At 35.3% G+C, this 24,197-nt stretch carries 22 protein-coding genes, 1 tRNA gene and 1 pseudogene; all 24 read right to left on the minus strand.

Annotated features, from left to right (window positions below; genetic code table 11):
* Window positions 1–26: 26 nt before the first annotated feature.
* The 24 genes and pseudogenes from B0B05_RS01110 to B0B05_RS17315 all read right to left on the minus strand — a co-directional run bounded on the left by B0B05_RS01110 (window position 27) and on the right by B0B05_RS17315 (window position 24,185).
* On the minus strand, window positions 27–458 hold the full coding sequence (locus tag B0B05_RS01110; RefSeq protein WP_076781645.1) for an RrF2 family transcriptional regulator: 432 nt from the start codon (window positions 456–458) through the stop codon (window positions 27–29).
* A gap of 79 nt (window positions 459–537) precedes the next feature.
* Window positions 538–1,494, minus strand: coding sequence for a DUF438 domain-containing protein (locus B0B05_RS01115; RefSeq protein ID WP_076781647.1), 957 nt, complete (start codon window positions 1,492–1,494; stop codon window positions 538–540).
* A gap of 164 nt (window positions 1,495–1,658) precedes the next feature.
* Window positions 1,659–2,564, minus strand: coding sequence for a bifunctional molybdenum cofactor biosynthesis protein MoaC/MoaB (gene moaCB, locus B0B05_RS01120; RefSeq protein WP_076781649.1), 906 nt, complete (start codon window positions 2,562–2,564; stop codon window positions 1,659–1,661).
* A gap of 4 nt (window positions 2,565–2,568) precedes the next feature.
* Entirely contained in the window at window positions 2,569–3,009 is a 441-nt protein-coding gene (locus tag B0B05_RS01125; RefSeq protein ID WP_076781651.1) for a molybdenum cofactor biosynthesis protein MoaE, read from the minus strand.
* Complete coding sequence (locus tag B0B05_RS01130) at window positions 3,006–4,094, minus strand: HesA/MoeB/ThiF family protein (RefSeq protein ID WP_245799147.1); 1,089 nt, start codon at window positions 4,092–4,094, stop codon at window positions 3,006–3,008. The genes B0B05_RS01125 and B0B05_RS01130 overlap by 4 nt, the downstream gene beginning before the upstream one ends.
* A gap of 11 nt (window positions 4,095–4,105) precedes the next feature.
* A complete protein-coding gene (locus B0B05_RS01135; protein ID WP_076781653.1) occupies window positions 4,106–4,339 on the minus strand; it encodes a MoaD/ThiS family protein in 234 nt (77 codons plus the stop codon).
* Window positions 4,336–4,902, minus strand: a complete 567-nt coding sequence (locus B0B05_RS01140; RefSeq protein ID WP_076781655.1) for a molybdenum cofactor guanylyltransferase — start codon at window positions 4,900–4,902, stop codon at window positions 4,336–4,338. The genes B0B05_RS01135 and B0B05_RS01140 overlap by 4 nt, the downstream gene beginning before the upstream one ends.
* A 30-nt stretch (window positions 4,903–4,932) precedes the next feature.
* A complete protein-coding gene (locus B0B05_RS01145) occupies window positions 4,933–5,259 on the minus strand; it encodes a winged helix-turn-helix domain-containing protein (RefSeq protein WP_076781657.1) in 327 nt (108 codons plus the stop codon).
* Window positions 5,247–6,443, minus strand: a complete 1,197-nt coding sequence (locus B0B05_RS01150) for a molybdopterin molybdotransferase MoeA (protein WP_076781659.1) — start codon at window positions 6,441–6,443, stop codon at window positions 5,247–5,249. Before B0B05_RS01150 ends, B0B05_RS01145 begins: the two co-directional genes overlap by 13 nt.
* A gap of 314 nt (window positions 6,444–6,757) precedes the next feature.
* Window positions 6,758–7,123 (minus strand): molybdopterin-binding protein, encoded by a 366-nt coding sequence (locus B0B05_RS16890; protein WP_245799149.1) that lies wholly within the window; start codon window positions 7,121–7,123, stop codon window positions 6,758–6,760.
* 70 nt (window positions 7,124–7,193) lie between these two features.
* Window positions 7,194–8,192, minus strand: a complete 999-nt coding sequence (gene moaA / locus B0B05_RS01160) for a GTP 3',8-cyclase MoaA (RefSeq protein WP_076781662.1) — start codon at window positions 8,190–8,192, stop codon at window positions 7,194–7,196.
* Window positions 8,176–8,460, minus strand: a complete 285-nt coding sequence (locus B0B05_RS01165) for a DUF6755 family protein (protein WP_029292694.1) — start codon at window positions 8,458–8,460, stop codon at window positions 8,176–8,178. The genes moaA and B0B05_RS01165 overlap by 17 nt, the downstream gene beginning before the upstream one ends.
* 165 nt (window positions 8,461–8,625) lie before the next feature.
* A complete protein-coding gene (locus tag B0B05_RS01170; RefSeq protein ID WP_076781664.1) occupies window positions 8,626–9,153 on the minus strand; it encodes a QcrA and Rieske domain-containing protein in 528 nt (175 codons plus the stop codon).
* Window positions 9,154–9,163: 10 nt separating this feature from the next.
* Window positions 9,164–9,739, minus strand: a complete 576-nt coding sequence (locus tag B0B05_RS01175; protein WP_002978625.1) for a 4Fe-4S dicluster domain-containing protein — start codon at window positions 9,737–9,739, stop codon at window positions 9,164–9,166.
* Window positions 9,740–9,752: 13 nt separating this feature from the next.
* Complete coding sequence (locus B0B05_RS01180; RefSeq protein ID WP_076781666.1) at window positions 9,753–11,984, minus strand: molybdopterin oxidoreductase family protein; 2,232 nt, start codon at window positions 11,982–11,984, stop codon at window positions 9,753–9,755.
* Between the two features lie 13 nt (window positions 11,985–11,997).
* On the minus strand, window positions 11,998–13,053 hold the full coding sequence (locus B0B05_RS01185; protein ID WP_076781669.1) for an MFS transporter: 1,056 nt from the start codon (window positions 13,051–13,053) through the stop codon (window positions 11,998–12,000).
* Between the two features lie 278 nt (window positions 13,054–13,331).
* Window positions 13,332–14,012, minus strand: coding sequence for a Crp/Fnr family transcriptional regulator (locus B0B05_RS01190; protein WP_076781671.1), 681 nt, complete (start codon window positions 14,010–14,012; stop codon window positions 13,332–13,334).
* Between the two features lie 175 nt (window positions 14,013–14,187).
* A tRNA-Arg gene (locus tag B0B05_RS01195) sits at window positions 14,188–14,261 on the minus strand.
* Window positions 14,262–14,321: 60 nt separating this feature from the next.
* Entirely contained in the window at window positions 14,322–16,103 is a 1,782-nt protein-coding gene (locus B0B05_RS01200) for a TonB-dependent receptor (protein WP_076781674.1), read from the minus strand.
* A gap of 202 nt (window positions 16,104–16,305) precedes the next feature.
* Window positions 16,306–19,278: a tetratricopeptide repeat protein gene (locus tag B0B05_RS01205; protein ID WP_076781676.1), complete on the minus strand. Its 2,973-nt coding sequence runs from the start codon at window positions 19,276–19,278 to the stop codon at window positions 16,306–16,308.
* A gap of 161 nt (window positions 19,279–19,439) precedes the next feature.
* Window positions 19,440–20,345, minus strand: coding sequence for a helix-turn-helix transcriptional regulator (locus B0B05_RS01210; protein WP_076781678.1), 906 nt, complete (start codon window positions 20,343–20,345; stop codon window positions 19,440–19,442).
* Window positions 20,346–20,390: 45 nt separating this feature from the next.
* Window positions 20,391–20,981 (minus strand): metallophosphoesterase family protein, encoded by a 591-nt coding sequence (locus B0B05_RS01215; protein WP_084173843.1) that lies wholly within the window; start codon window positions 20,979–20,981, stop codon window positions 20,391–20,393.
* A 26-nt stretch (window positions 20,982–21,007) separates the two neighbouring features.
* On the minus strand, window positions 21,008–22,837 hold the full coding sequence (locus B0B05_RS01220) for a DUF262 domain-containing protein (protein ID WP_159435808.1): 1,830 nt from the start codon (window positions 22,835–22,837) through the stop codon (window positions 21,008–21,010).
* A pseudogene (locus tag B0B05_RS17315) lies at window positions 22,821–24,185 on the minus strand (DUF262 domain-containing protein). The gene B0B05_RS01220 and the pseudogene B0B05_RS17315 overlap by 17 nt, the downstream one beginning before the upstream one ends.
* Window positions 24,186–24,197: the final 12 nt, after the last annotated feature.

Below are 24,197 nucleotides of genomic sequence, written 5' to 3' on the forward strand. Positions count from 1 at the left end.
AATATTTTAATTCAATAATATTGATTTTATTTTTTTAGAAATGTGAGTTTTAAATCTAAATTCTTGACAAACATTTCGATTTTAGAATTGTCGAGCATATCTTTTATTTCCTGTCGAATATGCTTAAAATCGTTATGAATAGGACAAGGATGGTCTTCTGAACATTCTTTGAGACCAAGACCACAACCTGTAAAAAGCTTGTCTCCATCTATTTCTCTCACGATATCTGCAACAGATTGCTGAAGATTTTTCCCTTCCATATAAAAACCGCCGTTCGGACCTTTTGCTGACTGTACAAATCCCTTTCTACTTAGATCTTGTAATATTTTGGCGATAAAGTATTCCGGAGAATCTATCCCCGATGAAATATCTTTGATTCCTATTCTACTTCCGTCCTTGGTCTTCTGTGCGATGAAAATCAAAGCTCGGATGGCGTACTCGCAGGTTTTAGAAAACATTTGTTATTTTTATATAGCAAAGATATAAATCTAATTTGAAATAAAAGACAAATTAGTATTTTATTTTAAATGACAATTATCATTCCCACTCCAAAAGTCTTCTTTCGCCTTCAATTTTTTTGGTTTCGGAAATATCTTGAGACATCTCAATCACCCCTCGGTAATTTTTTTCGGAATCCCGAACTGCAAAATATCTCACATAAATCAGTTTATCCCGATAATTGAACCAAAACGAAGCTTCATTCTGTGTGCCTTTTCGAAATTCTTCCAAAATTTTCAAAACGGTATCTACACTTTTCGGTGGATGGCAAAAACGCACTTCTCTACCGATGATTCCTGCACTTCTCGGGAAAACGCGCTCTTCGCCTCGGTTATAGAAAATAACCCGGTCATTTTCATCAACATAGGTCAAATCGAGTGGCAAAGTTCTAAACAAAAGATTGACTTGCTCAATCGTCATATAACCTTCGTCAAAATGTGATGCATTTTCATCATAAACCACGTCAGTTCTCACAGTGGTGTCTTCCGAAGGATGTACATATTGGCTTTCTTCGGGATATTTTGCAGGCGATTCGCTCAGCATCCAGCCGATTTCATCTTCGCCCTCACGCATTTTTATCCATTCTTCGTCTGTAAGAATATCCATTGCATTTGGGAACAAAACCCGTTTTTCAACATCCATCAGGTTTTTCAAATTCTGACCAGCGTATTCTACATTTTGTTTGGCGGAATCTAAATCTTTTTCATCAATATTCTTTCTAATAATTCTAAAAATATCCCGAATCGTATCGTGGAAAGACCACATATTTCGGGAAGGTCCTGTCCAGCCTTTTTGTTCTAAAAACGGAAACAGCTGATTTTCTTTTCTTTCAAATCGTCTTTCTACCGTCGCTAAATGATTAAACAGATTATAAAATTTCTGAAATTCTTCGTTAGGATTTGTATTGGTAAGTTCTTCTAACAAAGAAATAATCAGCTCCTCTTCCACCAAATACGTATGAACTGGATGCCCCGCCTTCAATTGATTTTTATCCATTCTAATTTTAATAAAATATTAATATCTTTTTGTCTTTTATTTTAATAAAGAAAACCAAAGTGTTTTGGTTTTCTCTTTTCCTTTTTAGATTGACAAATTTAAGGTTTGAAATTCAAATAAAAGATGTTTTAGTATTTTATTAATCTGATATTAATCAGTTCAAATTAATGCTTCCCACCATTCAAAATTTTATAAATATGTAAAATCCCGGGAAACACTGCATCCATCGATTCTTCCGCGCCTTTTGTAGAACCGGGAAGTGCGATGACCAAAGTGTCGCCAATCATTCCTGCAACGCTTCTGGAAAGCATAGAATATGGTGTACGCAATTGCCCGTAACTTCTGATGGCTTCGGCAACGCCAGGAATTTCTCTGTCCAACAGCGGTCGTACAGCTTCCGGAGTGACATCACGTTTTGAAAGTCCGGTTCCGCCGGTAATCATAATTAATGAAATTCCGTTTTCGATGTCAAATTTTATTTTGTTTTGAATTTCAGAAATTTCATCAGGAATGATGACATAATCGTTTATTGTTACACTATTCTTTTCTAAAGATGAAATAATGGCTTTCCCTGCCTTATCTTCTTTTTTTCCGGCAAAAATACTGTCTGAGCAAACAATCACAGAAGCATTAATTCTTTCTCCAGAATCTTTGAGGTCAGATTTCCCACCTTTTTTCTCGATGAGTCTGATGTTTCTTATTTCGATATTTTTATCAATCGGTTTCAGCATATCGTACATCGTCAAAGCCACTACAGAAGCCGAATGCATCGCTTCTACTTCTACTCCGGTTTTGTAAATGGTATGAATTTCAGATGTGATATAAACTTCCAGATTCCTGATTTCAAACTGAATTGAAGCATATTCGACAGGAAGCGGATGACAATCGGGAATCATATCGCTGGTTTTTTTAGCGGCAAATAATCCTGCCGTTTTTGACATCTCGAAAACATTGCCCTTCGGAACAGAATTGTTGACAATCGCATCAATCGTTTCTTGTGAACTAACGCTCAGTACAGCCTCAGCCATAGCTTTTCTGAGGGTATTATTTTTATGAGTAATATTAACCATATACTTATTGTTTATTTTCTTTCCAAGTGTGAGAGTTATCTTCCAGTATTTCTTTGCCCCATAAAGGAACTTCTTTCTTAATTCTATCAACCATTTCATTACAGGCGTTGATGGCTTCCTTACGATGCGCAGCTGAAGTGAAAACGAAGAGGCAGATTTCACCCACCTTGATTTCCCCCAACGAATGGTAAATATGTGCACAGGTTAACCCATATTTTGCAATAATCTCTTCACGGATCTCATGTGCCTTTTCAAGAGCCATTTCTTTGTAAGCTGTAAAATGTATTGCTTGAACTTTTTTCTTGTCAATCATATCTTCGCGGATCTGACCAAGAAAAATACTGTGTCCGCCAATCGTGGTTTTGACCGTATGCTTGGTAATGCTTTCAGCAACGAATATTGGATTGATAGGACCTTCGATAAAAATATCTTTGATTTTTTTCATTGTAAAATTGATTTTATGCCTGATTTAAAATGTTTTATTTCTTTATCCGGAAAATGACTTTTTAAAAGTTTTACCGCTTTCTGACTCCTGCTTCCTGAAACACATACAAAACAGATCGATGTATAGCCATTCAATCTTTCTAAATTTTCTTCAAGTGTGCCAAATGGAAGTTCTAAAATCTTCATTGCAGAAATTTTAGGCTGTTCGTCCTCTTCTCTTACATCGATCAAAATGCTTTTGTCATGATTTAAAAACGATTGAAGTTCTGAAAATGAATTTATTTCATCATTTTTATTAAGACTACAGAATTCTTCATAATCAAAATTTTGAAATTCTTCGATGGTTTTTGGTCCCGCTTTTTCTTGATTTTCATTAAATTTAATTTTCATTGATTGATAATTTTTGGTATTAAAAATCAGTAACTGATGAATCAAAGTCTCGGCTGAACCGCTTAATAACTTGATGACTTCATTCGCCTGAAAAGTTCCGATAACAGCCGAATGCGTAGGCAAAACTCCCGCTTCATTACAATTTGGAACTTCACTCTGATTGGGCGGAACCGGAAATAAATCTCTATAATTGGTCATTTGATCTTCCTTCTCCACATTGAAGACCGAAACCTGACCTTCATCTCGAAAAAGAGATGCATAGACCAATGGTTTTTTCATCAAAGAGCAAGCGTCATTCAGCAAATATCGGGTTGCAAAATTATCGGTACAATCTGCGATAACGTCATAATTTTCAATTAAATGAATGACATTTTTGGTCGTTATTTTTTCATTAAAAATTTCAATTTCGGTTTCGGAATTTCTGTTTTTCAGATGTTTTTCGGCAACGATAACTTTGGGGAAACCAATATCTTTTTCATCAAACAAAAACTGGCGATGTAGATTTTGAATTTCAACCACATCAAAATCTACAATCCCGATTTTCCCGATTCCCGAAGAAACCAAAATCTGAAGCGCAGGACAACCTAAACCTCCCGAACCAACCACCAACACAGAAGAATTCAACAATTTTTCTTGCGAAGAAATTCCAAAATCCGGAAGGATGATTTGTCTGTTGTATCTTTCTAAATTCATCATAATTTTAAATTTTATCCTCCCGAATATGGCGGTAACAAGGCAATTTCTGATGATATGGAAATGATTTTGCTATCGTTTGCTTTCACGCCGTTTACGATAATTAAAAAAGTTGATTCTTTCAATTCCGGGAATTTTTCGAAGAGTTTTACTTTTAATTCTGAAACAGACTTTACGTTTTCAGAATCCAAATCGTATTCGTTTCCGTGGAAAATATCGGCCAGTTTTCCAAATATTTTTAGTTTCATTTTAATTTAGATTTAATAATTTTTTCCGCAGTTTTAAAATTTTCCGGCGTATTTATATTTAAAAGTTGATGCTCAAAACTGTCTTCAAAATCTATGTAATGAGCGTTTTGTTGTTCCAGAAAGCTCGTCATTCTGAGGTTTCCGTTTTCGATGGTTTTCTTTAAATCATTCAGAATAGAAAAAGGATAAATGCCCACAACCGGATATATTTTTTCGCCAAAACGCACGACATTAATTCTGTATTCTACTTTTTTTTGAAGAATATTTTCAATCAAATCCGAAGAAACGAAGGGCATATCGCAACTGCAAACAAAAATATCTTCCTGGCAAAATTCTAAGGCGGAGCGAATTCCACCCATCGGACCTTTTTGTGTTGTAACATCTTTAATAATGCCCTTCGAAATTGGATAATTTGAATGATTTCCTGAAATAAAAATCTCATCAAAAACAAAAGACAAATTATCGATAATGTGCTGTATCAAGGTTTTTCCGCCCAAAATCATCGAGGCTTTATCTTGTCCCATTCTGGAGCTTTTGCCTCCTGCTAAAATGATGGCTTTCATTTTTTTGATTTTATTTAAAATTTTTAAACATCAAAAAATCTCATCTTCAGAAAATTTCATAAAACATTCCTCGGCTGTTTTGAATTTTTCCACAATTTTTTTTCCGTAATCTGTGAGTGAACTTTTTCCACCGGATTTCCCACCTGCTTCTTTGATGACGATTTCTTTGGACGAATTGGCGTTGATGTCCCGCACAATTCCCCACGCCTTTCGATACGGAATTTCCAAAATTTTTGAGGCTTCTGTGATGGAACCCAACTCGTCAATTTGTTCTAAAAGTCGGGCTCTTCCGATGCCGATTTTCAGTCCGGATTCGGTTTCAATCCAGATTCTGCCTTTGATTTTCAGACTTTCCATATTTTGACTTTTTCTCCGATGTTGATTTCAGTTGCGCCTTCGGGAAACTCCACCAAACAGTTGGCTTGTGCTACAGAATCCATTTTATAAGATTCCTGTGCGTTGAGAATGAGCACTTTTCCTTTTGTGTAAAATGCTTTCAGAAACTGGGTTTGATCCTTGTTTTTCTTCTTTGCAAAAGATTCCGAAATGGCAAAATCTTGTTCTTCATCAAACTCTTTTCGTCCAAAACAACCGAGCAAAAACGGCTTCACATATTGATGATAGCAGGAAAAAACAGAAGCGGGATTTCCGGGCAACGCAAAAACAAATTTCTCTTCAAGTTTTCCGAAGTACAAAGGTTTTCCGGGTTTCTGTCTTATTTTATAAAATAATTCTGAAACACCTATTTTTTCCAAAGCCGGTTTCACATAATCATAATCTCCGACAGAAATCCCACCAGTAATTAATAAAATATCCACCGTTTCTAAGCCATTTTTTATAGCAGAAAAAGTTGCTTCTTCAGTATCTTCTACGTGATAGACGAACGAAAACTGATGATTGATTTCAGATAAAGCTGATTGAAGCGTGTACGTATTAGAATTGTAAATTTCGCCATCCAGAAGTGGTTTTCCTATTTCTACTAACTCATTTCCGGTATACAAAAGTCCTATATTTAATTTTTTGTAAACTCCTATTTTCTCAATTCCAAATCCTGCCAAAAACCCGATGACTGCGTGATTGACCAACGTATTTTCTTCAATTATTTTTGTTCCGACTTTGGTTTGAGAACCTTTCAAACGAATATTTTCACCTTTTGAAATTTCATCATCATTAAATTGAATTCGGTCGACAATTCTGGTCGTTTTTTCCTGCATAATCACGGTATCGACACCATCAGGAATTTTTGCTCCCGTAAAAATGCGCACGGCTTCTCCTCTATTCAAAACAAAATCGATTTTTGAAATCCCAGCTGGAATAATTTCAGTGACATTTAATTCTGAAAAATCTGCCAAATCATCAAATCGAAATCCATAACCATCCATCGCAGAATTGTCAAAAGACGGAACATCTAATGTTGCAAAAATCGGTTCTGAGGTGTAAGAACCTTGTGCTTCTAAAATTGAGAGCGTCACTTTTTCTGTACGAAAAATTTGTGTTTCGATTATTTTTTTAGCTTCGGAAACGGAGATAAAATGGTTCATTTTTGATGAATGTTGAATGTTTGATGATGGAAGATGGAAGTCTTTAAGGTAGTTTCTTACACAATTTCGACTTATTTCACGCGGGTTACTTCGATGCTTTTCAGCCATTTTACGTGGCGCGGACCGGTTTTCGTATCGTTCAGACTTACAACAATCATTTCTCCTTTTTCTTTCAGCGGTTTTCCGTTTTGCTCAAATAATACATACGCTTTTTCACTAGTCGGATTGTTGAATAATTCTGCCCAGGAAAAGGTGGCTTTGTAATCATCTGAAGCTCTTGCAACGATGTAGAAATTGCGGTCTTTATGCTCTTGTTATGCGATTTTTGCTTTTTCCAAAATGTCGGTTAGCAAAACTCCTTTTGTAGATTCTACGCTATCTTTGGTCAATCCTGTCTGGCAAACAATTTTGAAATCGTTGAGTTCTACGACTTTCATTTTTTTTAAAGAATCCACCGTTAAAGTCAATGGTGTTACGACATCCCCTGTTACTTTTATTTCTTTACTCACATATTTTAAGTCATCTTTCTCGTCGTGTTTGTGGTTTTCTTTTTCTTCAGAATGTTTTTGAGAAGTTTTTGCAGAATTATCCGTCGCTGGATTGGTTGCTTCAGATTTTTTGCATTGTAACATTGTGACTGCAATCATCACAATCGTAATCAAATTGGATAATTTTTTCATTGGTAATTATTTATGAATTGTTTGAAATCTTATCGTTATGTTTTTTTTATCCTATCGGTTGGTAAAATTTTTATCCGCCAATTTTTATCATACTTCTGTTGATGATTTTTTGGTTGTTTACATTTTCCATTTCGGAGAATTGTCCGCCTTTTTCTTTATGTTTTTTGATGATTCCCAATTTGATCAGTTCAGTTAAACTTTCATTATTTCTGAAAGATTTTAACAAATCAAATTCATCTGCGCCGAAAAGACAATTTTTCATTTTTCCGTCGGATGTGATGCGGATTCGGTTACAACCAGCACAAAATGAGTTGCTCATTGTGGAAATCAAACCAAAAACGCCCTTACTTTCTGCATCAATTCTGTATTTTCTTGACGTATCATTTTTATGGTCTTCCACCTTTTCGAAAGTGAAATGTTCTGAAACCAAAGTGAGCATTTCGGAAATCGGAATGACTTTATTTTTCTCCCAAGAATTCCCTGTGAAAGGCATAAATTCTATAAACCTCAACTCAATCGGATAATGATGAGAAAGTGCGATGAATTCTGGGATCTCGTCTTCATTAAAACCTCGCATTACAACGACATTTAGTTTTACATTGAACCCACGTTTTATGCTTTCTTTGATATTGTCCCAAACCGTTTGAAAAAGATCTCTTTTTGTAATATATTTAAACTTTTCACGGTCGAGAGAATCGATGCTGATGTTGAGATTTCTGACGCCACATTTCTTAAATAAATCAAAATATTTATGAAGCAAAACGCCGTTGGTTGTAATCCCAATACTCGCTCCCAACGTAGAAATTTGTTGAATAATGGTTTCAAAATCATTTCTTACCAAAGGTTCGCCACCCGTAATTCTGATTTTATTGATATTAAATTGTTGCACAAAAATTTTAGAAATTTCGAAAATTTCCTGACTGTTCATCAACTCGATGGATGGTGTGCTTTTGAACGGTTCATCGGGCATACAATACAGACATCGGAAATTGCAACTATCGGTAATCGAGAGTCGGAGATAATCATGTTTTCGCCCGAAGGAATCGAGTAAATCAGTAGGCTTTGTCATCTTTTTCGGCTTCTGAATTTTTGATTTGTCCAGTCGGAATATCGGGTACATATCTCAAAAAGAAAATAGTACACAGAAATATAACAACAGAACCGATTGCGGAATACCACGCAAAATCGATATGTTCTTTGTCTAAAGCTTTGTTAATTGTTCCGAACAAAAGCCACATCTGCATACTGACCAACAATATGTAAATGCTGATGATGGCAACCAACATTTCGTTGACGCGGAATGTTACTTTTTTGATGGGTTTCTTTCGTATTGACATTTTGTTATTTTTTAATTTATTTTGAACCGTCGAATTGTTGCAACCCGGCTTAACGGTAATCCTTTTTTCGTTGAGAAAAGCCTGTGCAAAAAAGATTGACTTCCTCGAACCACTTTCGTAGGTCTGGGAGTGAAATTGGAAATTGTTGCCTAAATAATCATCGTTCTATCCGTGGCCGTACGTTTCCTTGGCTTCTTTGATGAAATCTGTCACGAAAATTTTATCATCTTTAATGACAACCGTTAATTGTGGAAGAGGTCTTGGTGGCGGACCTTGAATGACAGAACCATCGTCGGGGTTGAAAAAACCGTGATGACAAGGACATTCTATTACTTTTTCATCGTGATTGTATAGAACGGAACACGAAAGATGCGTGCATTTTTGCTCGAAAACCTTCCATTTGTCTTCGGCTAATCTGATAAGCATGTAAGGATTTCTGTGATCTTCGTTGATGTAGAAAGTCCGCATTCCTCCAATATTAAGGTCGGTGGTCAATCCCACGAAATATTCGCCGAGTTTTTCTTCTTTTTTGAAATAATTAAACACCGGAATCGCCACATTTGCTAATGCTAAAGTCCCAGAAAAAAAGGCAATGAGTTTGATGAATTCTTTGCGGGAAACGTAAGCTGCCTCTCGTTTTTTGATGGGGAAATCGGCTTTCCAGGCGGGGATTTTTTTATTATCTTCTGACATAGTACTATGATTAAAAAACTTTTAATTCTTCGCTGCCTTTCGGCATCATTATATTCACTTTGGTATTCACGACTTCTTTCCCGAAGATAAAGCGGTTGACTGGCGAACTGTTTGGTCTTTTCTTCGCCACATTTTCTCTGGTATCAAAGGTTAATGCGCCACTCGGACAAACTGTTGCACACATTGGCTTGAGTCCAGTACTTGTTCTGTCGTAGCACATGTTGCATTTCATCATCAGCATTGCGCTTTGGTCCGGAATCTGTGGAACTCCGAACGGACAACCGATGACACAATTGGCACAACCGATGCATTTGGAAGTATCTGCCGTGTGTACGATTCCATATTCGTCTTTTGTGATTGCGTCTGCCGGACAAACGTTTGCGCAAATCGGGTCTTCGCAGTGCATACAAACCTGAACTGTGGTCTGAATCGTCTCTGCTCTGTCAACATAATGAATATGAATCATCGAGGTTTCTCCGTTGGTTTCACACTCCGCACAAGCCATCTCGCACGAGTGACAGCCGATGCATCGCTGCATATCCACGAAAAACTCCATATCATTAAATTTTTCAAATTGCTCCGCCATAATTTTTTAAAATTTAATATTGAATATCTCTACTTTGGTTGGCAAATTCTTTTGAATTTTCACCTTTTTTTCGTCCTGTTTTTTCCACTTTGCAGGCACAAACTTTAAACTCGGGAATCTTTGAAACCGGGTCCAAAGCATCGATCGTTAATTGGTTTGCAGAATTGACTCCGCCCCAATGATAAGGAATGAAAACAGTGTCTTGTCTGATGGTCTCCACCACATTTGCAGGAAATAATGCGCTTCCTCGTCTTGTAGAAACTTTAATTAAATCATTTTCTTCGATGCCGTATTTTGCTGCCAGTTTTGGATGAATTTCCAATAACGGTTCTGGATACAAATCAACTAATTTCCCAATTCTTCTTGTCTGAGAACCGCTTAAATATTGGCTTACAACTCTACCCGTTGTCAACACAATCGGATAATCTTCGTCTGGTTCTTCGGTTGGTTTTTTATAAGGCGTTGGGTTGAAATGCGCCTTTTTATCATTGGTATTGAAAACTTTGTCTTCCCAAAGTCTCGGTGTTCCGGGATGATCTTCGGTAGGACAAGGCCAGAAAATTCCGAGATTTTTTTCTACTCTTTCGTAAGTAATTCCGTAATAATCTGCAGCGCTTCCCCTGGATGCAACTCTTAATTCATTAAAAGTTTCTTCGCTGTTTTTATAATTAAATTTATCTCCTTCGCCTAATCTTCTGGCGAGTTCCATTAAAATTTCGCTGTCCCGTTTTGCTTTTCCGGGTGGGTCAACTACTGCACGGATTCTGATAACGCGACCTTCTGCAGAAGTTGTTGTTCCTTCTTCCTCTTCCTGCAATGAACCAGCGAGAATAATGTTGGCGTGGCGCAAAGTTTCTGATAAAAAGAAATCAATTCCGGCGTAAAACTCTAATTTTTCTAATGCTGCACGAACGTTACTGTTATTTGGCAAAGACACCAAAGGATTAAAACAAATTGAAAGTAAACCTTTAATCTCGCCTCTGTTGATAGCTTCAATAATTTCATAAGCACTTAAACCTTTTCCGGGCATATCTTCTTCTTTGATTCCCCAGACATTGGCAACAAATTTTCGATGTTCGGGATTTTCGATGTCTCTGTTTCCTGGAAGTTGGTCGCATTTGTGACCGTGTTCACGACCGCCTTGTCCGTTCCCTTGCCCGGTAATGGTTCCGTAACCGCAATAAGGTTTCCCGATTCTACCGGTTGCTAAAACTAAATTGATACAGCTTGAAACATTTTGAACGCCTTTAGAATGATGTTCGATTCCACGAGCGTGCATCAGAAAACTGGTTTTGGCTTTACCCCACATTTCTGCGGCTTTATAAATTAATTCTTTCGGAATTCCGGTTACTTCTTCTCCCCATTCCAAAGTGCAATCTTTTACAGCTTCGGCAGTTTCTTCAAATCCTGAAGTGTAATTATGAATAAAATCGTTATCCAGCCAATTGTTATCAATTAAAACTTTCAACATTGTATTCGTCAATGCAGAATCGGTTCCGGGTCTCAATGGCAGATGAATATCGGCAGTTCTGGCAATCGGAATCTGACGTGGGTCGATGACAATCAATTTGGCTCCGTTATCACGAGCTTCCCAGATTTTATGGGTTAAAACTGGGAAACATTCGCTCACATTTGCGCCGGTAATGATGATGACTTCTGCGTGCGCCAAATCTGCCCAACTGTTGGAAGACCTGTCCATTCCAAAGGCTTTTTTGTTTCCTGCACCGGCACTCACCATACAAAGACGACCGTTGTAATCGAGGTTTGCGGTTTTCAAAGCAACTCGGGCAAATTTCCCGATCATATAACTTTTCTCATTGGTAAGAGAAACGCCTGACAACATTGCGAAAGAATTTTTTCCGTATTTTTCCTGTATTCTTTTAATTTCATTAATCACAACATCGTACGCTTCATCCCATTCTATCGGCACAAAACCTTTACCTTCTACTCTTTTGTATGGCGAAAGCAAACGGTCCGGATGATTATCCTGCATATAGCGCTGAACACCTTTTGGACAAAGTCTACCCTCATTAAAAGGGAAATCGTTCCAAGGTTCAAAACCTACGACTTTTTTGTCTTTTACTTTTAATTGAATGCCACATTGCAAACCACAAAAACAGCAATGCGTTTTTACCAAAGCATCAGGATTTTGAGGATTAGACCTCACTGTACCTTTGTTTGGATAATGTTTGTGCGGTCCGAAAACATTGATGATTTCGTCGGCTGTTACAGGTAATTTTGCCATTTTATTTTAAATTTTAACCAAAATAAGTTCCAGATTCTTGTCGTGCTTTTAGATGTGCTTTTGCAAGCATTGCCCGTTTTCCTTCCGGGCTGAAATCTAAATAACTTTTCCCCTCTTCATTTTCTAAATCGAATCCCATTTCCTGGGTTATTTCTTTTAAATCTTCGATGTGCATTGAAGTTGTGTATTCGTCGCCTGTGTGTGGACAAGTTTGCATTCCACGGCGCTTTCCTTCTATTTTATAGATATTTGCACCAACTTGTGCCGGTCTTTGAAAAATGTGAAAAAACTTCCCGAACGGAATCCACATCAGAAACATTGCAACCGTAATTGCGTGTGTGATTGCCATAAACTGACTCATCTTTCCTTCGAGATAAGAATAATCAAACCAAATTCCCAAACCAGTGACGGAAACTGCAACGAGTAAAATCAATGGAAGCCAATCTCTTTCGAACCATTGTGTTGCGATTAATCCCTCGTCTACAAATCTTCTGTGCATCATAATTAAGCAACCTATTATCACCATAATAGCAGTCCAAACCAAAATATGGAAAAGGATAAGTGCCATCACAGTATTAAGTGGAAAAGTCATTACTGTAATCCCCATCATATGGGTTTCATACATATCCGTTGTTCCAGCTTTTAACGTAAAGTGCATCCAGCCAAAGGTGAGCCCGAAAGTAACTCCGAAAGAAATTAAACATCCCGTTGCTAAAAGAAAGTGACCTAGCCATCGCATTCTTCCTCTTGGCATAATAAACCTTTGAAAGAGAATGTTGCGTACAGAAAGACGAATCACCTCCCTCATATAGATTGGATAATCTTTACTGAAGATAAATTCCCAGGTGCGTTTCCAATACTTTTGTGTAGCAGGACGCTGCTTCCAAACAGAATGATGGTAAACTACGCCAAAGGTCATACTTATTGTTCCGAAAAAGTATATGATCAAGGCTGCGTCAAAATTCTGTAAATTCAGAGAGCCTATCACTGTGATAGCAATTACAACGAACGTTGCAATAATAGCATTGAAAAATGCTTTCTTATTTATATTTGTAAAAATACTGAACATGTGCAAAGTTTTAAATGATAACTCACTTACAATCAAGAACCACTTTTTTTTCTTAAACAAAGATACAATAACCAATTTTTGAATAAGACATAAATATCTTATTTAAAATCATTCAAAATAAATGATGTAAATAATATAAAATACCTAATTGATTAACAATAACTTGTATTTAATATGATTTACATCATATTTTAAAAATGAGTTGAAATTTCCCTTTTAATCTAGTACCTATAAAAAAAACACCTCAAAAAAGGTGTTAAATGATGATAATATAAAAGTTAAACAAAATCTAACTTCAATTTCTCTAAATCTGCAATCTTTATTCGTTTTCCTGAAAATATGAGGATATTTTCGTTTTCCATTTCTGAAATTACCCGATGCATAGTTTCATAGGTTGTTCCTATATATGCCGCCAAATCTGTCTTGGTTAGTTCAGCTTTTAAAACATTCTCCTTATCAAGTCCTAAATGATCGATAAGATATAAAAGGTTAACGATAAAACGTTCCTTTACAGACAACTGAACTAAACTTCCCATCTTTTGTTCAGACCAGTGCAGTTCCTCTGCGTAAAACATCATCAATTCATAAGCAAAAGTATTATTGGTTTTCAACAAGGTTTTAAAAAAATCCAGTTCTACAAAGCAGAGAACAGAATCTTTCATTGCCGTGGCAGAAATTGGAGAAAGTGAATTAGCCGTCGAAATTCCGCGGTGTCCGACTATATCGCCTTTTTTACCAAATCTCACAATCATTTCACGCTCTCCCCAATGCTTATGAACTTTTACAAAACCATCCTGTATAAAGTAAACTCCTGACATCTCATTCCCTTCCTCTATGAATTTTTGCCCCTTTTTAACCTTGACCAAAAACCTTTTTAGGTCAATCATCTGCCACCAATCCTGCGTTATGTTTTGACACATAAAACACGTATGACTACATTCACTTAATTTTTTATTCATAGTTGAAAACTGAAGGATGTACTGCAAATGTAGGCTGAAAAATTGGAATTTCAAGAAACAGCATTTCGAACACCTAAATTGAATTCAGCATTAGCTCAAATACTATTGATTAACAATCAATTACGAAGTAAAAAAAAAGGAAAAATCACTCCTAAAAGTGATTTTTCCCGTCAAGTGACCCCGGAGGGATTCGAACCCCCAACCGTTGGAGCCGAAATCCAATATTCTATCCAGTTGAACTACGGAGCCAGTTTTCTATTAATGATCATTGATGATATAAATGATACAGAAATCATTCATCAACAATGCTTAGAAAGTAATTTTCACACCTCCAACAACCTGTGCACCCAAAACTTTGTAACCCAGGTAATTTTGGTACTTGGTGTTCAGAAGATTATTTCCGAGTGCGAAAATACTGAAATTTTTGTGAATTTTATACTCTGCGGAAAGATTTAAATCGACATAACCTCCAACTTTTTGATTTCTTGATTCTTCTGTATAATAATCTGTTGGTATAATCGGATTTACAGCAGATACAGCAAAAGAATTGGTTGTTCTGTCGGTTACAAAATAGGTTTTGAAGCCCAGATTAAGTTTCTTTTCCAACATCGTATATTTGGCACCGATATTAAATCTGAAAAGAGGCTTATAGTACACCTGATCCAGATTATCCAGCTTGTATTTCATAAAATGAAGGCCGGCGTCTACAACCAGATTCTCCACAGGAAATGCCTGCAAATCACCTTTAACTTCCATCAGCGTCCCATTATCATAAACAGAATTAAATGTATTGGCATAATCATAACCATTGCGGTTGCTGTTAAGATTAAAGTCAAAAAGATTATTGGCCATAAAAAACTGTGCTTGATTCACCTTGCTGAAACCTGCATTGAAATCGTATTTAAATGCCTGGTCTACATCACCTTTCATCCCAAAATAAAAATGGTACTTGGTCTCAGTAGGCGCAAGATAAAGATCAGAAATCAAGTAAGGATTTTCGTCCAAAAGATTGCCATAGGTATTGAGTTTCAAGCCACCGTCAATCCCGCCATAAAATTTGAATTCGTCAGCTGCAGCAACCAAAACCTCGGCTCTGGGAAACCAGTAGAATTTATTATTCTTAGAATCGCCACCAATACTGGTATTTTTTGAATTAAGGAAGCTGAAATCAGAACCAATCAGGAAATAAGAATCGCCTTTGTAGAAAGTCACTTTTGGCGAAAGCGTGAAGTTAAACTGGTTGTTGGTACTCTTATTAAGTATATTAAATTTAGAATTAACTGTTTCCAGATTGATTCCCAGATCGCCGTTGGCTGTAATGTCATCATAAACAGAAAAATCATGCTTAGATAAGTTCACTTCTGCATTAGCATAATTTTCGCTTGCACCGAAATGATCGCTCAGGAAATAGGATTTTACACGCACATTATTCAGAATATCATTAGAGTAATGGTCATAATAACCGTTCACACTGAATTTGTTGACTTTCTGCGTCAAATCCAAATCGTTAGTCTGTGGTGTCAAGGCATAGATACCATAATAATTATAATTATTGAAGGCATAATTGGCATCAATGTTAAACTTTCCCGTTTCTGTATAAATATTGGAAAAGACACCAATTTTGGCTTCGTTTTGTTTAGAGTCCCAATCGTAGTCTTTTTTCAAACCACTTGTAGAAAGATAATGCGCATCGGCACCAATCTCAACATTATCCTGAATCTTACCCGAGATATTAGCATCCGCCAAAAATTTCCCATAATTCCCATAGCCCAATCTGAAATAATTGGACTGATAATCACTGGAGAATTTTGGAGAAATATCTTCACTCTGGATTTCGGTTGTTTTGAAATCGGAAACCGGCGGAACATTCACTATATCATATTTCAGGTTAAGCGAATCTTCCTTTTTCTTATTATCTGGCGGATAGTTTTTTTCCTGAACAACAGATGTTTTCTTCTTCTCAATTTTCTTGACTTCAGGTTCCCGTTTTTTAGCGAGAATCAATTGCTCTTCTTTGATCTGAGCTCCCACTTCCGAAATGCCTACTGTACTCAAAAATGCCAGAACGGCGATATATTTTAGTTTGTTCATTCTTTAAAATAATGTTTTTTTAACGCAAAAAGCGCAAGGATTTTTTTTTACAAAATGTTTTTAAGTTCGCAAAGGCGTAAAACTTAGCAAAGAAAAAACAATAATCTCAATTTACTTTTTTGAACGAAGTGCCTTTGTGAACATTTTTTACATTATTATAAATTTCTCTGTGTCCTTTGTGTTCAATTTATCTGATAATCTTTTACTTTTTGATCTGTGCTTTCACCTCCTTCGCTTCTGCAACCACTTCCGGGAAATCGCCATAATTATTGATGATTTCATCTACGGTGTAACTGGCCTGGTAATTATCTTTCAGGGCCAGATAATTTTTCGCCATAATAACCAATGCTTTTGCGCCCCAATATTCTTCCGAAGCATAATTGTTCGCTAATTTGAAAATGGTTTCATTAGATGATTTGAAAGCTTTTCCTTTGTTCTGATAAAAAGCTTTGGCATAAAGAGCTTCCGCCGCAACTTCTGTATTAGAAGACTTTTCAAGAGCTGTATAAGCAGTTTGCGCATCCTTATCTTTACCTTGCTGCATCAGGCTTCTGGCTTTGATGACTTTCGCCTGTTCCAATGTTGCTGCCGAATTTTTGGTATTGGCAATTACAGCATTTGCATATTTTTCTGCTTCGGCAAAGTTCTTTTCGTCTGCGTAGATTTTCATCAGTTCAACTGAAGAGAAATTTTTAATGGTCACGTTCGTAGAACTAGCAGTTTGTTCCAAATACTTTTTCGCATCAGCAACTTTATCCTGAGCTAAATAAATCTGAGCTAATCTTACCTGCGCTTCCTGCTGATAATCATTCTGGAAATCAGCCACATTCTGTAACGGAAGCAATGCTTTATCGGTTTGTTTTAACTGATAATAACTTTCGCCTAACTCGTACTGCGCTTTGAAAAGATTGTCACCACTTGGACTTTGGTCAAGGTATTTTTCATAATAAGTTACTGCCTTTGTATAATCTTTTTTCGAGAAACTGTCTTGTGCAAGATTCAGGTTGATCTCGCTGATCTCTGTTCCGGAAACATTCACATTCAGCCCTTTTGCAAACTGTTCATAACCGGCCACATCACCGTTTTTCACAAAAGCAGGTTTTGCTGCCGCCACAATTTTGTCAGCATAAGCCGTATTTTTGTATTGGTTTGCCAATTGGCGGAATTCTGCAATGGCTTTGTCATTTAGGTTTTGATCAATATAATTCTGAGCTCTGTAGATCTGGGAATTGGCGACCAGATCTTTATCAGGACTGGATCTTATGACCTTATCAAAATAAGAATTCGATTGGTCAAATTCATCATTTTGTGCATAAGCCGTTGCAATCTCATAGCTCGCATCATCCACATATTCAGAATTCGGGTATTTTGAGATCAAAGCTTTCAGTTCAGTAATTTTCGCAAGGGTATCACCTTTGAAACCTAAAGCCAAAGCTTTTTGATACAAGGTATAATCGCTGGCATTATCGGCTTTATTATAGATATCGAGAGCTTCGTTCAACTGATTGTTTGCATAATACGTATCAGCCAGGCGCAGTTCCGCATCTGCTTTATATTCCTGTTTGGGGAATCTCAGATATTCTTTGAAATATTCCTGCGCCGATGTAAAATCCTTTGATTTGAAATAAGCATAGCCTAAGTCATAATCTAATTGTTCACGTTCCGGGAAACCATCTGCAGTTTCGTTTTCAAGCTTGGTATAGGCTGCAATCGCAGATTTGTAATCGCCTTTCTGGTAATAAGTTTGTCCCAGCCAATACTGTGCTTTCTTATAAAAATCCTTGTTCAGATTATACTGAAGACTTCGTTTAAAATAAGATTCAGCAGTATCAAAATTCCCTTTATTGAATTCCTCAGAACCCAAAAGATAGGAAACCTCCTGCTCTATTTTTTTGGTTTCGTTGGTTTTCTGATCCAGTTTTGCCAGCGCGTCCAAAGTGGCTTTGTAATCTCCGGAATAAAGATAAGATTTCACCAAAAGAGACCTCATTTCCTGAGTTTTTGCACTTTTAGGATATTTGTCCAAATATCTTTGTATCACTTTGGAAGAATTCTCAAATGGATTTCCCAACTCGTAACCCAATTTGGCGTACTGTTCTAAAGCGAGTTGCTGGACTTTGGCATCGTAGTTCATCTGGGATGCATTACGATAAGCTGACAAAGCCTCTTGTTTTTGATTATTTTGCAAATAAGCGTTACCAAGTTGATAATAAGCGTTTTGCGCCAACGGAGAATTACTGTTAATCAATTGATTGTAATAACCAACGGCTTCGGCATTTTTCCCCACTTGAGAAGAAACAAATCCCATTTCGTAAAGATCACTTTCTGATGGCGACTGCTCTTTATCCAAAAATAACTTAAGGTGCGGATAAGCCGACTGATAATCACCTTTCATAAAGTAACTCTCTCCTACTATCTTATGGATTTCGGTATCATAAGCGGTTGTTTTGCCTGTATTAAGGATGTCATTCCCTTCAGAAATAGCCAGATCATATTTTTTCTGATTGTAATACATTTGCACATAATAAGGCTTTACCAGATGGGCATATTCCTCATTATTTTTGATCTGATCAAAGTAGACAAAGGCATTTTCATTTTGCTTATCGGCATAGTAAAGATGCCCCAACATATAGGCAATAGCGGGTTTACTGGTTTCATCTGCGGTTTTGAAAGATTCTTCCAACGCTTCGATTGCCCCGGCAGAGTCGCCCGTCATAAACTTGGCGTAACCCAGCTTCATAATATACTGCGTATTTTCCTCTTTGCTCAGCTGATATTGATTGACATTTTGCAATGCCTGCAGTGCTTTTTCAAAATCCTTTTTCCCCAGGTAATAATCGGCCAATGGTCCGTTGGCTTGAGCAAAATAAGCCGATTTTGGGTATTCTTTCATAAAAGCATTGAGGCCTTCTTCCGCATATTGCTGCTGAAGAATCACGCCAATGACGTTGCTGAAAAACAATGCAGCTTCTTTTCTGGAATTGCTTAGGCTTTTGTTATAAAAATACTGGCTGGAATATTCGTATTGAGAAGCGTTATAAACTTTGGTGTTGTAGAGATTCTCTGCCAATCCAAAATGATAGTCTTCTTTTTGAGTAAAATATTGAGATTGTTGTGCATCGGAAATTCCATAAAAAGAAATTAACGAGGCTAATAATACTTTTTTTGAATTCATATAGATTTTCAAAATTATTGTCGTTCTGAGCTTGTCGAGGACAGCTTCAACAAAGTTTGTTCCTTTTCAACGAAAATATGGAAAAGATATTACTTGACGGTGGTTAAAGCTTCAAAAATTATGATACTTTATGATAAGTAATTTTTTGGGAAAGCGGAGGACTAACTTTTAGCTGAATTCAAAAGTTCAAAATATTTCACTCTTACATTTTCCGGAGAAATGATTTTCATTCTTCCTGTATGCGTGAGAAGTTCCTGATAGAAATCGTAAGTTGGAGCTAATGTCAATTCAATTCTGTATTCCGAATTATTATCGATGAGGACTTTCTGCGAATGGTGAATTGGTAATGACTTCACAAATTTGCCTTGTTCACAATCGAAAGACAAAACAATGGTTTCCGGCGCTTGTCCTAACGTTGAAATAATCCCGAATGAATTGACAAACATTTGGTTGACATCGAACTCTTGTTTTGAATAGGTTTTTGTTGAAATCTCTAGGTCAGAGACCCTGTCAAGCCCAAAAGTTTTGAGAAAGAAATCTTTTCCATCATTTTCATTGGCCAAAAGATACCATCGGTTTTTGAATTCTTTGAGTGCATAAGGTTCCAAAACTTTTTTATGCGGAATGCCCTCCCAATGTTTGGTATAATTAAAAGTGATGATTTTGGAATTTTTAATCGCATAGATAAGCCCCTCCAAATTATGCAATCCGGAGGCCTGGCGTTTCTCAAACAACATTATTTTGGAATCGTTTTCCGTCTGTTTATAAGCATTCATCAACATCAGGTTATCAAAAATTGTTTGAGAGGAATCGGTAAAGGCTTCATCTGTCAACCGATACGTCATGGTAGAACGCTTAAAACTAATCTCGATACCGAAAAGTTCTTCTAATAAATTTCGGTCACGTTTAAAGGTTTTTTCGCTGAATGCCAATTCATTACCAAAACTGTCTTTGTAATATTTTTCTTCCAGAAAATTTCTCAACTCATTATAAGTTGCTCCATTTGGTCTGGATTTCAAATGGTTATAAATATACATCAAACGGTATAATTGCTCTCGCTTTGCCATGATTTTAAATTTTGTAAAGCAAATATAAACAAGTAAACGGACATTTTAAGTCCGTTTACTTAATTTATTGGAATAGGATGCATTAACAAAGTTTACATTCTTGGTTTTACACCTACCAAAACCATCGTGATTGTGTCCAAACACAACATATTTAGGTTTGATTGCGAAAATAAGATCTCTTAATTTCTCGTCTCCTATCCCATTATCCAAAATTCCAAACGATGGATAATGAAAAACGAGGATATCAATATCAGATCCTAAAATTCTATTATGAAAAATACAATAAGGATTGATCCCTGTTATTTTGATCCCTTTGAGTTTAATTGATTTTTCCCTCAGCCAAATTATATTATCAGGAATTAAGTCGATGGCGGAATCTGGTTCTAATTCGAAAGGCCAATCATGATTACCGTTGACAAAAATTTTATGCGGAATTTCCAAACTGGAATACCAATTAAAAAAATCCTGTATTTCGTCTAAATCGCCATCATTACATATATCACCGCAATGTATAATGATTTCTATATTTTGAGGAATTGTTAGTTTTCTGTGTTTGCCATGAGTATCAGAAATTATAAGAATATTTTGATTTTGAATGTGGATGAGTGGCATTGGATTGTTTTTAAAAATCCTCATTTTTTTGGAGTGAGGGGTTTGAAAGTTTACTTATTTTTAAAGTAATTCAATATTGCTTCCATTTCTTTTTGGTGTTGTAATATTTCATTAGAATTCCATGTATTCCCCTTTTCTCCCGAAAATGTTTGGAGCATAACTAATCTTTTTAAACTTACATTGTTTTCTCCATACGTGTTCTTCTTGTATTCAGGATGATCTTTTCCTGCAGATGAATTTTCTGAATTTGAAATCAAACACAAATTACCAAAACAATTTAGTATTTTCTCTTTACTTTTATTTTCAATCTCCTCAACTTTATCTATATGATTCTGAGCGAACAAATGCTCAATAGAATTGAGTTGTCTAAACCTAAAATTTTCAAATAAGCCTTTATTAATTCTCTCTCCTATAAATAGTAAGTCCTTACTTAATTTAAGAAAGTTGTTCTCACCTTTCAAATAATCATTATAAACTTCCCACAACATATACTCGAAATAATAGAAATTTTTAGCTGCAAAATTTAGATAAAACAGATTCTCAACACTCAAGTTCTGAATATTTTTTTTGAAATCTGAAAATAAAATCTCGTACAATAGTTTATCTGTTTTAGGTTGATATTTTAATATTTTCAACAACCACTCCTTTTTATTTTCAGAAACAGAAGAATAGTAAAACATAGATTGCAACATTTCAATCTTATCTTCCTCGTTACTATTTTCAAAAACAGATTCTGTAGTTGTAAATTCATTATTTTCTATCTTGTATTTTCTTATTCCCCATTTTGTATTTTTATCTTGTGTTGTTAAATCATTTTTAATAACATAGGTATCAAAATAAATTCTATTCTCTAATAATTTATTTATAAATAATTCTGCATTTTCATAATTTTTGAAAAACTCCAAAAGTTTTTTATCATCAAACGAATGATCCTTTTCTGGATGTAGAAGATTAAATGTATACAATAGTAATTGAGGAAAATCAAGTACAGAACGAAATTTGTCTGTTTTCTCCTGATCTTCTTGTGAAAAATTTTCAGGGATTTTGTGGATTTCCAAAATCTGTGCTATAGTTTTTTCTTTTTTTTCGGGATTTAAAGGATTATAATTAGCTTCCCTATATAATATTTCTTCATTTAGTTTAGAAATACTGACTTCTACTTTAATATTATCTTTAAAAATATGATCTCGTAGTTTTCGGTTAAAATTATTCCATACATAATCTCCCATTTCAGAACAAGCACTCCAAATCTCATCAAATAATAATTTCTTAGAATCATCAACTTTGTCCATGAGCTCAGCCTTAAGAATTTCGTGTTTCTCCAATTGTTCACCACGATTGTTCATTATCTCGAAATAATGATTTAGGTCTGTATCTGCTGGTAATTTCGTCCGGAAAATGTATGTACTTTCAAAGAGTTTTTCCCGAAATAAATCTTTATCGATATCCTGATCCTTAAAAACATCTTGGATTATAGTATAACCCTGTAAAAGGTTTTTGGACTTTTCATTTTCATAAAAAGGATCCTGTTCTGTCTTTCTATTACTCAAATGTCTGAAAAATTTTTCACATTCACTCCTTGCCTGAAAATGTATATTAAAATCCACTTCTTCTTTTTCTGACTTCAAAAAAGATTTTAACAGATTTAATGTTGTATGTCTTTGCTGGCCATCTATCAATTCAAATTCGTCATTATTATTCTTAAAAGTCACCAATGTTCCCAGATAATATTTTTCTTTTTTGGAAACACTATTTATATCATCAATAAGCTTAGAAATCTGTGGCTTATCCCATTCATAATTTCTTTGGTAAATAGGAATAATATATTGATCATTCTGTAATAGATTTTCTATTGAAATCGCCTCACTTTGTTGCTCCATTTTCATCAATTTTATTGGTTAAATATTTATAAATTTTTTCAGAACCTTTCACAAAATTGCCTACAGACCATTCTTTATCGTAAACATAGTTGCAAAACAAACTTTGGTGCAATTCCTCAGGTTGATATACATCAGGAATTTGATAGAAAAATTTTTGCCCTTTTTCATAATTTAAGACTGAATTATCGTTGATCGCTTTCTTATCTAATCTTAATTGATAGCAATTCTTGTAAAATTCGGTATAGTACACTTTATCAAATTTATCTATACCAAAACGGTCTGTAAAAAGCATGCATATATTTTCAAACAAATTTTTCACTTTCAAATCTCCGATACGGTCAGATTTTTCATAGTTTGTAAATATTGTATAAAAATTTTGAAAATCCCTAAAAATTATATTTTCAAATAAATCTCTTTTTAATTCAATATAATGAAATACATAATCAAAAAAGACTTTTCCGTTAATAATAGGCATGGTGATCTGAAAAGGATATTGTTAAGAAATATTAAAATTTCTCAGCATTTTATCTTTTTGAGCATTCTGAATTGCTCCGTCTAATAATCTATAGATAATTTCATACGTATATTTATTTCCTTTATACAAACTTATGCCTTTGAATTCAGATATATCATTCTTTGAAAAAAGGTATTTTTTTTCTCTTTTGGCCCATTTCCTAATTCGGAACAGATGATTTTCAAAAATAGATTTTAGCGGTTTATCGTTTTTTAAAAGATAATCTTCCCATTGCACAGCATACTTTTCAATTTCTGCTTCGGTATGGGCGTCATTTTCCATTTCTCTAAGATGAAAAGCTTTAAGTAAATCGTAGGGTTCTAAAGGCTTTCCTCGAGAATTTTGTGAATCAAATAACTGGAATGCCTCATCCTGCTGATAAACAGTAATAATCACAAACTGACAACCTTTCTTTATTTTATCCAAGTAATCCTGCTTTTCAGAGGCCGAAAAAGATTTAGACAAAAACCAGTTTTCTATGAGTTGATAATTGTACTTTATATTGTTTTTTGAAATTTCATGCTTATAATTTTCATTTTGTAATAGGACATTCTGTTCTTTTAAATAGTGAAAAATTAGAGATAAAGTGGTTAACCTTTGTTGACCATCAACAATATTATTATGGGTTTTGTCATCATGAATAATGATACTTCCAACACGATATATAGCATTCTTTTTCAGGTAGATATTTTCGTACAAATCATCCAACAATTGTATCACATGTTCTTTTCTCCATTTATATGGTCTCTGATAATGCGGAATTTTAAATGTTGTTTGAAATAAATTGCCTAAAACTTCTTCTTTTAGAAATGGTGATTTATTTGCTTGTTCCATAGTTCATCAATT

Source organism: Epilithonimonas bovis DSM 19482, assembly GCF_900108115.1.
In the GTDB taxonomy this organism is placed as follows: Bacteria; Bacteroidota; Bacteroidia; order Flavobacteriales; family Weeksellaceae; genus Epilithonimonas; species Epilithonimonas bovis.